Origin of the sequence: Thermus tenuipuniceus (genome assembly GCF_002964845.1) — a bacterium.
Classification (GTDB): domain Bacteria; phylum Deinococcota; class Deinococci; order Deinococcales; family Thermaceae; genus Thermus; species Thermus tenuipuniceus.
In genome coordinates this window covers 61,218-72,108 of sequence record NZ_PRDA01000010.1, presented here as the reverse complement: position 1 = coordinate 72,108, position 10,891 = coordinate 61,218, and the positions used below count along the sequence as shown (strand labels likewise).

At 66.3% G+C, this 10,891-nt stretch carries 13 protein-coding genes; 7 read left to right on the top strand and 6 right to left on the bottom strand.

Going from position 1 to position 10,891, the window contains the following annotated elements; genetic code table 11:
* Positions 1–299: 299 nt before the first annotated feature.
* Both C2847_RS07565 and C2847_RS07560 read right to left on the bottom strand, forming a co-directional pair.
* Positions 300–1,280, bottom strand: coding sequence for an asparaginase (locus tag C2847_RS07565; protein WP_105317824.1), 981 nt, complete (start codon positions 1,278–1,280; stop codon positions 300–302).
* Positions 1,277–1,558, bottom strand: coding sequence for a DUF309 domain-containing protein (locus tag C2847_RS07560; protein WP_105317823.1), 282 nt, complete (start codon positions 1,556–1,558; stop codon positions 1,277–1,279). The genes C2847_RS07565 and C2847_RS07560 overlap by 4 nt, the downstream gene beginning before the upstream one ends.
* Before the next feature lie 22 nt (positions 1,559–1,580).
* Here C2847_RS07560 and C2847_RS07555 point away from each other — a divergent pair, with 22 nt between their 5' ends.
* Genes C2847_RS07555 through C2847_RS07545 form a run of 3 tightly spaced genes read left to right on the top strand, consistent with a single transcriptional unit; the run spans position 1,581 to position 3,686 of the window.
* Entirely contained in the window at positions 1,581–2,387 is an 807-nt protein-coding gene (locus tag C2847_RS07555) for an ABC transporter substrate-binding protein (protein WP_105317822.1), read from the top strand.
* Positions 2,374–3,009 (top strand): ABC transporter permease, encoded by a 636-nt coding sequence (locus tag C2847_RS07550; protein ID WP_105317821.1) that lies wholly within the window; start codon positions 2,374–2,376, stop codon positions 3,007–3,009. Before C2847_RS07555 ends, C2847_RS07550 begins: the two co-directional genes overlap by 14 nt.
* Positions 3,006–3,686, top strand: a complete 681-nt coding sequence (locus C2847_RS07545; protein WP_105317820.1) for an ATP-binding cassette domain-containing protein — start codon at positions 3,006–3,008, stop codon at positions 3,684–3,686. The genes C2847_RS07550 and C2847_RS07545 overlap by 4 nt, the downstream gene beginning before the upstream one ends.
* On the opposite strand, the gene C2847_RS07540 is transcribed toward C2847_RS07545, so the two are convergent.
* Both C2847_RS07540 and C2847_RS07535 read right to left on the bottom strand, forming a co-directional pair.
* A complete protein-coding gene (locus C2847_RS07540) occupies positions 3,683–4,192 on the bottom strand; it encodes a ubiquitin-like small modifier protein 1 (RefSeq protein WP_105317819.1) in 510 nt (169 codons plus the stop codon). The two genes, C2847_RS07545 and C2847_RS07540, sit on opposite strands and share 4 nt — an antisense overlap.
* A 56-nt stretch (positions 4,193–4,248) precedes the next feature.
* Complete coding sequence (locus C2847_RS07535; protein ID WP_105317818.1) at positions 4,249–6,075, bottom strand: aldehyde ferredoxin oxidoreductase family protein; 1,827 nt, start codon at positions 6,073–6,075, stop codon at positions 4,249–4,251.
* A 133-nt stretch (positions 6,076–6,208) separates the two neighbouring features.
* Here C2847_RS07535 and C2847_RS07530 point away from each other — a divergent pair, with 133 nt between their 5' ends.
* The gene (locus C2847_RS07530; RefSeq protein WP_105317817.1) at positions 6,209–7,150 is read left to right on the top strand and encodes a carbohydrate kinase family protein; all 942 of its coding nucleotides are present in this window, start codon (positions 6,209–6,211) and stop codon (positions 7,148–7,150) included.
* Here the strand turns inward: C2847_RS07530 and C2847_RS07525 are convergent.
* Entirely contained in the window at positions 7,106–8,065 is a 960-nt protein-coding gene (locus tag C2847_RS07525; protein WP_105317816.1) for a quinone oxidoreductase family protein, read from the bottom strand. The genes C2847_RS07530 and C2847_RS07525 overlap by 45 nt on opposite strands.
* A 169-nt stretch (positions 8,066–8,234) precedes the next feature.
* Here C2847_RS07525 and C2847_RS13040 point away from each other — a divergent pair, with 169 nt between their 5' ends.
* Together C2847_RS13040 and C2847_RS07515 are read left to right on the top strand one after the other, a co-directional pair.
* Positions 8,235–8,492 (top strand): HEPN domain-containing protein, encoded by a 258-nt coding sequence (locus tag C2847_RS13040; RefSeq protein WP_425275082.1) that lies wholly within the window; start codon positions 8,235–8,237, stop codon positions 8,490–8,492.
* Positions 8,493–8,623: 131 nt separating this feature from the next.
* On the top strand, positions 8,624–8,932 hold the full coding sequence (locus C2847_RS07515) for a nucleotidyltransferase domain-containing protein (RefSeq protein WP_425275083.1): 309 nt from the start codon (positions 8,624–8,626) through the stop codon (positions 8,930–8,932).
* Positions 8,933–8,978: 46 nt separating this feature from the next.
* Here C2847_RS07515 and C2847_RS07510 read toward each other — a convergent pair whose 3' ends face one another.
* Positions 8,979–10,028: an NADH:flavin oxidoreductase/NADH oxidase gene (locus C2847_RS07510; protein WP_105317815.1), complete on the bottom strand. Its 1,050-nt coding sequence runs from the start codon at positions 10,026–10,028 to the stop codon at positions 8,979–8,981.
* Between the two features lie 102 nt (positions 10,029–10,130).
* Between C2847_RS07510 and C2847_RS07505 the strand changes: the two genes are divergently transcribed.
* On the top strand, positions 10,131–10,820 hold the full coding sequence (locus C2847_RS07505; protein WP_105317814.1) for a zinc ribbon domain-containing protein: 690 nt from the start codon (positions 10,131–10,133) through the stop codon (positions 10,818–10,820).
* Positions 10,821–10,891 lie beyond the last annotated feature (71 nt).

Sequence of the window (10,891 nt, the reverse complement as noted above, 5' to 3'; positions counted from 1 at the left end):
CCGGTCCAAACGGCAAGCTCCTCATACAGCCCCATTTTGTCTGAACTCAAAGGGGGAGCTCAGAAGAAGGGCTCGTTTTCTGGCTTCTGCGGCCCCCTTGGCGGAGCTATGGCGGGAAAGGGGGCAATGCCAGGAGCACCCCAGGGAAGGGCGTCCTGGGATGCTCTATTCCGAATATGCAGCCTTTCTTGCCATCTGGGGTGGTCCGGGGATGAGGGATCCCATGCCCCCCTTGGCCTAGTGAGGGTGTGGTGGAAGGGCAGGGGAAGGAGGAACCAGCCGGAGGGTTCCCTTGGCCTTTACACCCAGGTGGGTTCCAGCTGGGCCTCGAGGTGGCCCACCACAAGCCCCCGGTGGTTCCGCACCTCCGGTCGGTCCCAGGGGGTGGGGCCGGGGTCCAGCCCCAGGAGGCGCAAGAGGGCCACCACCGCCACTTCCCGGGCCTGGGAGGAGCCATCCTCCACCTTCAGGGCCACCCCCAAGGCCCCCTGGGGGCTTTCCGAGAGGGCCAGGCCGTAGTACCCGTCCGCTCCCCGCTTGGCCACCAGGGGAAGCCGCTCCATGAGAAGGGTGTCGATGCTTCCCGGCCCCGCCACCAGTTCCGGGTGGCGGCGCATGGCCTGGCGCACCCGGAGGAGGGGTTCCCGGTAGGCTTCGGGGGCCTCCTCTGGGCGGGCTAGGAGGTAGAAGGCCCGGGCGGCGCGGGCGAGGGGCAGGGCGAAGGTGGGCACGCTGCAGCCGTCGGTGGCATGGGTGGGCTGGGTCCCGGAAAGCTCGCTCAGGGTTTTGCGGTTCAGGAGCTGCACCGGATGGTCTGGCCGCTCGTACCCCTCCACCGGAGCTCCCAGGGCCAGAGCGGCGGCCAGCATGCCCGCGTGCTTCCCCGAGCAGTTGTGGTGGAGGGGGGTGGGGCTTAGACCGGCCTCCTCCAAGGCCCGCCGGGCCTCCCGGGAGAAGGGGGGGTGGATCCCGCAGGCCAGGTGTTCGGGGCCGAGGCCCAGCTTCTCCAGAAAGCGGGCGGCCACGGCCACGTGCTTTGGGGTGCCGTCGTGGCTGGCGGTGGCCAAGGCCACTTCCTCCTCCGTGAGGCCAAACCGCTCCACCGCTCCCGTGAGGAAGAGGGCCAGGGCTTGGAAAGGCTTGGCCGAGGAGCGCATGTAGGCCCATAACCCGGGGTTTCCCGCATAGGCCAGTAGGCCTTCCTGCCCGTGGATGGCCAGGGAAACCCGGTGCCGGTTTTCCACCTGTTCGCCGCGGTAAGCGTGGACGAAGGCGTTCACGCCCCAAGTCTACGCCGGGCTTCCTCAAGGAGGGGCCGCCAGTCCAGGCCAAGGTAGGGGGAGGGGAAGCCCAGGAGTTTCCCTTCCGCCTTTTTCAAGTTCCTCAGGCCCCCTCGCCCGGCCTTGGCCTGGTGCAGGGCCGCCGCCAGGAGGATGAGCCCCTGCAAAAAGCGCCGCTTCTCTCCTTGCGCCTCCCGCCAGGCTTCCTCTAGGACCTCGTGGGCTTCAAAGTATTGACCCTCTAGAAAAAGATGCCAGGCCTCGCCCAAGGCTTCCACGCCTTAAGGCTAAACTGGGGCTATGCGCTTTGTCCTGGCCCTCCTGGTGGTTGCCCTGGCTTCGGTTCCCGCCTTGGGGCTTAGGCTGGCCACCACCACCAGCGTCTACGACTCGGGGCTTTTGGACCGGCTTTTGCCAGCCTTTGAGAGGGCCACGGGGGTTCGGGTGGAGGTTTTGGCCGTGGGCACAGGGCAGGCCTTGCGGCTGGCCGAGCGTAAGGATGTGGATGCGGTCTTGGTCCATGCCCCGGACCTCGAGGGGGAAGCCTTGAAGCGCGGTATCGTTGCCCAGCCCTTCTGCCTGGCCCAGAATAGCTTCCTTCTGGTGGGGCCAAAAAGGGATCCTGCCCGGGTCCGGGAGGCGGGGGATGTCCTGGAGGCCTTGCGGCGGATTGCCCGGGCCCAGGCTCCCTTCGTGTCCCGGGGGGATCGCTCGGGCACCCACCTGAAGGAGCTGGAGCTCTGGCGGAAGGCAGGCCTCACCCCCCAAGGAGGCTGGTACCTGGAGTCGGGGGCGGGCATGGGCCAGACGCTGGTTCTGGCGGTGGAGAAGGGGGCCTATACCCTCTCCGACCTGGCCACCTACCTCACCGTGGGCCGCAAACGGGGCCTGGAGGCCCTTTATCAACGGGAGGATCCCCTTCTCCTGAACCAGTACACCTACTACCTGGTGCCTCAGGGGGCGAAGGTCAGTGAGGCGGAGGCCCTGCGCCGCTTCCTGGTTACGGAGGAGGCGGCCCGGTTGGTGGAGGGTTTGCGGGTGGAGGGGACCCCGCTCTTTAAGGCCTTGAGGGGGCGGTGTATCATCCCCAGGGGTGGAGGCCGCTGAGCTTTTGGAGATCTCCTTGCGCAGCCTCTGGGTGGCGGGGCTTGCCACCTTGGTGGCGGCTTTTCCCGCCGTGCCCTTGGGGCTTTGGCTGGCCTTGAAGGGGGGTGGGGGGATTTTCGGGCGGATTCTCCTCTACGCCGGCCTTGCCCTCCCTTCCGTGGTGGTGGGGCTTTTCTTCTACCTCCTCCTTTCCCGCTCGGGACTTTTGGGATCCTTGGGCCTCCTCTATACTCCCTATGCCATGGTGCTGGCGGAGGCGGTCTTGGCCTTTCCCCTCATCGCCGCCTTCGTGCTTTCGGGGGCCAGGGGTAGGGTGGAAGAGGTGCGGCTTTTGGTGAGGAGCCTGGGGGGCAAGGAGGGCCAGGTGCTTCCCACCCTGTTCTGGGAAAGCCGCCGCACCCTGGCCGCTGCCTTGGCCGCCGGCTTCGGCGGGGCCATCAGCGAGGTGGGGGCGGCCACCTTGGTGGGCGGGGATATCCGCCACCACACCCGGGTCCTCACCACGGCCATCGTGGTGGAAACCCGAAAGGGGGAGCTGGAAAGCGCCTTGGCCTTAGGATTCATTCTCCTGGGGGTGGCCCTCTTGGTCACCGCCCTGCTGGTTATCCTGGAGCGGGAATGAGTACGGTTTTGAGGGCCCAGGGGTTGGTCCACCGCTACGGGGATTTTCGCCTCGAGGTTCCCCGCCTCGAGGTGCACCCCGGGGAGATCCTGGCGGTGCTGGGGCCTTCGGGAAGCGGCAAGACCACTCTTCTCCGCCTCCTTGCCGGCCTCCTGTCCCCGGAGGAGGGCCAGGTGGAAGGGGGGTTCCGCGCCTATCTGCCCCAGACCCCACCCCTTCTTCGGCGTAGCGTCCTGGAAAACGCTGCCTTTGGCCTGTTGCTCCGGGGGGTGCCCCGGCGCCAGGCCCTGGCCCGGGCTGACGGGCTCCTGAAACGGGTGGGTTTGGAGGGCAAGGCCCGTCAGCCCGCCCATCTCCTCTCCGGGGGAGAGGCGGTGCGCCTGGCCCTGGCCAGGACGCTTCTGGTGGAGCCTGCGGCCCTGCTACTGGACGAGCCCACCGCCAGCCTGGACCCCGCCAACACCCTGAAGGTGGAGGCCTTGCTCCAGGAGGCGGCCAGGGGAGGCCGGGGGGTGGTCCTGGCCACCCACGACCTCTTCCAGGTGCGCAGGCTAGCCCATAGGGTGGTCTTCCTCTTCCAGGGCCAGGTGGTGGAGGAGGCTCCTGTGGACCGGTTTTTCCAAAGCCCAAAGGACTCAAGGAGCCAGGCCTTTTTGGAGGGGCGGTTGCTTCCTTAACCGCCCCCCCGGGCTGCCGCCAGGTGGAGGCGGCCGAACCAGGCCTCCGCCGCCTCCCCTTCCACCGCCACCTCGATCTGGGGGAGGGAAAGGCTTCCCACCCTTAAGGGTTCTACCTCGGCGAAGCGCACCCGGGCCCCGGGGAGGGCGTAGACTCCCTCCTCCAGCTTCCTCCCGCCCCATTCCCTGAGGTACCTTTCCAAGAGCCAGGCGGGCAAGGCTCCGAAGCGCTGGGCAAAGGTTCCGCCTGCCACTGGGGGGAAGAGGTCCAAGGTGGCTTCCTCCGTCAGGGGGGTGGCAAGCCCGTTTAGGTAACGCACGTCCCGGCCCTCCAGGAAAACCGAGACCCGCTCGGCTAGGTCCTCGCCTTCAAAGAGCTCCTCCCTCAGGGCCGGGTAGGCCTTAATCAGGGCCTCCAAAACCTCCCCAACCGTCCTTCCCTCTACCTGGACCTGGCCCTTGCCCACCAGGTCCCGGAAGGTGGCGTACAGGTTCACCTTAGGCATAGGAAAAGTGTAAAGGAGACCCGGGGGCGAGGACCCGGGTCTCCTGGGGGTGCTCCCTAGTCGTCCGCGGCAGCGGACAGGATGCCCAAGGCCTGGAGCTTGGCCGGGGGCACCACCCCCTTATCCCAACCCCGCTCCTGGTAGTATTCCTGCAACATCAGGTCCAGCTCCGTGAGCTGGCCCTTGGAGCCCGCGCAGTCGGAGGGTTCCTTGAGGAAGCGCTCGGGCAGGTAGTCGGAGCCTTCCGCCCAGCCCGCCAGGTTATTGTAGTAGCGCTCCAGGTTGTAGATGCGTTCCCCGATGAGGAGGATCTCCTCGGGGGTCACAGGCCGGCCCCAGTAGGCGGAAAGCTGCTTGGCGTACTCCTCGGGACCCTCGGCGAACTGGCTGAACTTGCAGAGGTCCAAGGAGTCGGTAAAGGCGGAGAGGTCCTGGAAGAGCTTGGTGAGCTTGCCCTTCCCCTCCCAGGCCAGGGGGTCGGTCTTGTAGGGCACGCCCAGGATCTCCGAGGCGGGGGTGTAGGCCCGAAGGTGGCAGGCCCCCCGGTTGGAGGTGGCGTAGGCGATGCCCATGCCCTTGAGGCCCCGGGGGTCGTAGGCGGGGATGGACTGGCCCTTGACCTCGAGGGCGATCTCCGGGTGGCCGATGGACTTGGCCCAGCGGGCTGGGCCCTCCGCCAGGCCATCCCCTACCCCCTTACGCAAGGCGATGGCTTCAATGAGGCGGGCCTCCCCCTCCTTGTCCCCGAAGCGGATCCCGTCGGGGCCCTGGTAGTAGCCCTTCTCCGTGGCCTCCATGAGGACGGCGATGGCGTTGCCCGTCTCGATGGTGTCCATGCCGTAGGCGTTGCAGAGGTAGATGGCGTACCCGGTCCAGTCGGTGTCCGTGTGGCCGGAGTGGGCCCCCAAGGCCCAGGCGGACTCGTACTCGTAGGATTCAAAGCGGATGGCCTTGCCGTTGATGTGGACCTCCACCATCTTCTTGCAGGCCACGGGGCAGGCGTGGCAGGTGTTGTCCTTGATGAGGCGGTGCTCGCGGATGTACTCCCCGGAGATCTTCTCCGCCCCATCAATGCAGGTATGCTGGGCGTTGAAGGTGGGCAGGGCTCCCATCACGTTGGTGATGTTCATGAGCACGTTGGTACCGTAGAGGGAAAGCCCACCCTTCTTGGGGGCGGTCACGTTCTTGGGGTCGTTGATGGTGGCCGAGGCCAGGCGGTCCGCTTCTCGCCAGAGCTCAGGGTCCTTGGGCTGGGGCATGTTCTCCTGCTTGCCCACCACCACGATGGCCTTGAGCTTCTTGCTCCCCGCCACCGCCCCGGTGCCCCCTCGGCCGGCAGCGCGCTCGTCGTTGTTGATCCAGTTGGCGAAGCGGACCAGGTTCTCCCCGGCGGGACCGATGGCCATCACGTCGGCATCCTCCCCGTGGCGTTCCCGCAGGATGCGGTGGACCTCGTGGGTGGTCTTGCCCCATAGGTCCGAGGCATCGTGGATGGAGACCTCCCCATCCTTCACCAGCAGGTAAACGGGTTTGTCCGAGGCCCCCCGGATGAGGAGGCCGTCAAACCCCGCCCACTTCAGCTTGGCCGCGGTCCAGCCCCCCATGTGGCTGTCCGTGACCGTGCCCGTGAGGGGGCTTTTGGTGACCACCGCCAGGCGCCCCGACATCTTGGCCCGGGTACCGGAGAGGGGGCCGTTCATGATGCAAAGGAGGTTGTCGGGGCTAAAGGGGTCCACCTTCGGCCCGTTTTCAAACACGTACTTCACCCCAAGCCCCCGGCCCCCCACGTACATCTCCAGGTCCTTGGGGTCGGGGGCGAAGTACTCCACCTGGCCTGTCGAGAGGTTAATACGGGCGAGCTTATGGGCATATCCACCGAGCATCCTTTACCTCCTTTTGGGCCAAAGGGAAAGACACCCATTGCCAGGAAGACCACAGACCGCTGCCCAGGTTCGGGCGAATTATACCATCCAAACCCCGGAGGAATGTAAAGAAAGTGACAGGCATAATGGAGCCATGCTGGCCCTTTTGGGGGAGGTCCTGGTGGACCTCATTCAGGAAGGCCAAGACCCCCTGCGCTTCAGGGGGGTCCTTGGGGGCTCGGCGCTCAACGCCGCCACCACCCTGGCCCGGTTGGGGTTTCCCGTGCGCTTCCTTTCCGAGGTGGGAGAGGACTGGGTTTCCGCCTGGAGCGAGGAGGAGATGAGAAGGCGGGGCCTCGAGCTCAGGCTTTTTCGCCATCCCGCCCCCATGCCCCTGGCCTTGGTGCGCCTGGATGCGGAGGGAAATGGGGAGTATAGCTTCCACCGCCCCTTTGGCCTGCCCTACCGCCCAGGACCCGAAAGCCTCCGGGGAGCCAAGGTGTTCCACTTCGGCTCCCTCCTTGCCCTCGAGGATCGCGTGGAGGAAGGCTTGAGCCTCCTTTTGCAGGAAGCGGGGGAGGAGGGAGCCTTGGTCTCCTACGACCCCAACCTCCGGCGTTCCCCTACCCCCAAGGAAAGGAAACGGATAAGAGCCTACCTGGACCGGATAGACCTGTTGAAGCTTTCCCTGGAAGACGCCAAGCTTCTTTTTCCTAAGGACCCCGTGGGGGCGGTGAAGGCCTTGGATGTACCCCTAAAGGTCCTCACCCTGGGCCGGGAAGGGACGGTGGCCTTCCTGAGGGAAGAGGCGGTGCGCCTCCCCGGAAAGGCGGTGAGGGTGAAGGATACCGTGGGGGCAGGAGATGCCTTCACCGCGGGGCTCCTGGCCCTTCTTCTCCGAAAGGGCTACGGTAAGGGGAATCTTCCCCACCTGTCTTTGCCAGACCTAAAGGAGATCCTGGGGGGCGCCGTCGCCCTATCCGCCCTGGCCTGCACCGTGCGGGGAGCCTACCTTCCGGAAAGGGGGCTCAGGTCCTGGAAGGCCCGGTACCTAGGGGATGAGGAGGACCTTGCCCGTGGTCTTCCGCCCCTCTAGGGCCTCGTGGGCCTCCCTGGCCCTTTCCAAGGGGAGCTCCGCCCCGATGCGCACCCGTAGCCACCCTTCCCGGATGGCCTCAAAGACCTCCCCCGCCCGAAAGAGGAGTTCTTTGCGGGTGGCGGTGTAATGGTGCAGGGTGGGGCGGGTAAGGAAGAGGCTTCCTTTCCGGTTCAGGACCTGGGGGTCAAATGGGGGCACGGGCCCCGAGGACTGGCCGAAGAGGACCAGATAGCCCCTGGGCCTTAAGGCCTCGAGGCTTCCCTCAAAGGTGCTCTGCCCCACCCCGTCATAGACCACGTCCACCCCGCCTCCGGAAAGGGCCTTCACCGCCTGGGCGAAGCCCTCGTAGGGCAGGGCGTAGTCCGCCCCCGCCTCGAGGCAAAGGGCCCGCTTCTCCTCGGTGCTGGCGGTGGCGTAGACCGTGGCCCCCAGGCGCTTGGCCCACTGGATGAGGAGAAGCCCCACCCCCCCGGCCCCCGCATGGACCAGGACCTGATCCCCAGGGCGGACGGGGTAGGTGCTCTTCAGAAGGTAGTGGACGGTCATGCCCTGCAGGAGGCTCGCTGCCGCCAGCTTAGGATCCAGCCCTGCGGGCACGGGTACGAGCCTCTCCGCGGGCACCACCTGGTACTGGGCGTAGGCGCCCTGAACGTTGGCGAAGGCCACCCGGTCCCCAGGGCGCACCCCCACCACCCCTTCCCCCACCTTCTCCACCACCCCGGCTCCTTCCTCCCCTAAGGTGAAGGGAAGGGGCATGGGGTAAAGGCCCTTCCGCTTGTAGGTGTCGATGTAGTTGACCCCGATGGCCAACAACCTCACCAAAACCTCCCCTGGCCCTGGCTCGGGGATGGGGAGGTCCTCGAGGGCCAGGGCCTCCGGCCCGCCTGTCTCATGCACCCGTACGGCCTTCATGGGGAACAGTCTACGGTAAACCGGAGGGGTGAATCGGGCTAAGGACTGGCTTCTCCAGGTGGAAAGGGACCTGGAGATGGCTGGGATCGCCCGGAAGGCCGGCACGAGTGGGCCTGTTTTGCCGCCCAGCAGGCCGCAGGTCAGTCCGTAAGGCTACCTTGCGAAGGCGGTGAAAGCCCCCCACCTCCACCTGGACCAGGAGGCTTGGGGGCATGTGGTGGCCCGGCTTCTCAAGGAGTTGCCCTTGGAGGTTCCTCAAGACCCGGTGGAAAAGGCCCGCTACCTGGATGGGCTCTACATACCCACCCGATACCCCGATGCTTTTCCCGAGGGACCCTCTGCGGAGCACTATGGCCCCTTGCAAAGCCAGGAGGCGGTGCGCTATGCCCGTGAAATCCTTGAGTTCTGCCGTGCTCAGATGCCCTAAGTGCTCACGCAGGAAGGTTGCTTCATCGGCAAGGGTGGATACAGCGTGCCCATGGCCTTTTTGGGGTCCCCGTCGTGGCGCAAGCCACGACGGGGTACTTAGCCGGGAAGAAGTGGAAGGTGCCCTTTTGGATGGTCCGCCACCCTATCCCCGGCCTCCTGGCCCTGGGCTGCTTCGGTTCCTACGCCCGGGGTGACCACGGGGTGGGGAGCGACCCGGATCTCCTTTTGGTGGTGGAATCCTCTTTGGCAACGGGCCCTAAGCCTGCCCCTGGAGGAGCTTCCCGTGCCTGCGGAGGCCTTGGTCTATACCCTGGCCGAGTGGCAGGCCCTGTCCGAAAGAAGCCCCCGCTTTGCCGAGACCCTCAGGCGGGAGGTGCGCCGGCTCCTTCACCGCCCCGCCCTTACCCTGTCCCTAAGCGGTTTGGGCTGCCGCGTTAGGAATTGGCCGGGGCCCCCAACCTGGCCCTGCCAGGTTGGGGTAGCGCTAAAACCCCCTTTGGTACTGGGGGGGCACCTCCGGGGCCACGCCCAAGGCTTTGGCGGCCCTTAGGGGGAAGTAGGGGTCCCTGAGGAGAACCCGGCCCAGAAGCACCAGATCGGCGCTTCCCGCCTGCAGGAGGGTTTCCGCCTGTTCGGGGGTGGTGATGAGGCCCACGGCTCCCGTTCGCAGGCCCACCCTCTTGCGCACGGCGTCGGCGAAGGGCACCTGAAAGCCCGGGGCCAAGGGGATCCGCACCCTGGGCACCACCCCGCCCGAGGAGCAGTCCAAAAGGTCCACCCCCAGCTCCTTAAGCCTTTGGGCGAAGGCCAGGGTGTCCTCGAGGCTCCATCCCCCTTCCCCCCAGTCCGTGGCGGAGACCCGCACGAAAAGGGGAAGCTCCTTGGGTACCACTTCCCGCACCGCCTGGGCCACCTGGAGGGGAAAGCGCATGCGGTTTTCCAGGCTTCCCCCGTAGGCGTCGGTGCGCTGGTTGGAGAGAGGGGAGAGGAAGGAGGAAAGGAGGTAGCCGTGGGCCATGTGGAGCTCGATCACCTGAAAGCCTGCCCTAAGGGCCCGTCTGGCTCCTTCCACGAAGGCCTGGAGGATGCGCTCCATCCCCGCTTCGTCCAGGGGTTCGGGTACCGGGTAGCCCTCGGCGAAGGGCAGGGGGCTGGGCCCCACCACCCGCCAGCCCAAGGGCTTCCCTCCTTCCCAGGGCCTGGCGGTCCCCGCCTTGCGCCCCGCGTGGGCCAGCTGGATGCCCGGCACCGCTCCTGCCTCCCGGATTCTTCGGGCCAGCTCCCTCAGGCCCGGAAGGTGATCCTCCGACCAGATGCCAAGGTCATAGGAGCTGATACGGCCCAAAGGTTCTACGGCGGTGGCCTCCACCAGGATGAACCCCACGCCTCCGAGGGCCCGCGTGGGGTAGTGGAGGAGGTGCCAGTCGGTTACCTCTCCCTCCAAGGTGGCAGAGTACTGGCACATGGGGGACATGGCCAGGCGGTTTTTCAGCCGGAGGCCACGGAGTTCCAGGGGGGTGAAGAGCAAGACCATGCCTCCATTATGGGGTGTCCTTGAAGGAAAGCCTCCCGGGAAGAGGCCCCTCCCCTGAATGGCTCGGGTCTCCCCACCTGTTTTTGGGGATAAACTGGTCCTATGGACCCCGGCTTCGGTCAGGGGCAAGGCTCCGACCTGGCGGCTGCCTTCCGCTACGTGGAAAGCCTCCTATTCGGGGATATGGAGCGCCCCGGCCTCACCCTCTACGACCTGGAGCGCTTGGTGGGCTACCCCGCCAAGGGGGAGGGTCCTTTGGCCTATACCCTGCCCCGCAGCAAGGGCCTTTCCGGGGTGCGGGCGGTGCGTTTCTACTACTATCCCAGGGATCCTGTCCTTCAGCTCATCGTGGAGATTGAGGATCTGGAAGGGAGAAAGCACCTTCGCCACTTCCGCTGGAACGGGTTTACCTGGGAAACCCCTGAGGGGGGGCAGGGGGAGCTCAAACCCACCCGGGAGGATCCGGGGTCCGTTCAGGTGGGGGAGGACTTCTTCCTGGGCTTCTCCCGGGAGGAGGCCTTGGAGTTGGAGGAGGCGGTGCGCAAGGGGGAGGCCTCGGGGGTCAAGTACCTCTTGTGCCCCCGGTGCCGCACCCGGGTCTTCTACGCTCCCTCGGTCCGCCCCGCGGGCCTCGTCTGCCCCCGGTGCGGCAACCCTACCCTCCTCTTCAAGACCCTTTCCGCGTCGGAGGGAGCCAAGGACCCCCTCGAGGCCCTGGCGGAGGAACAGCGGGCCCTGCGCAAGGCCATAGAGGAGCTCACCGCCTACCTGAAGCGGAAACTGGGTCCTTAATCCTGGGTTATGCCCTTTCCCGCTCCATCCCCAGATGGCCTAAGCGCTCACGCAGGAAGGTTGCTTCATCA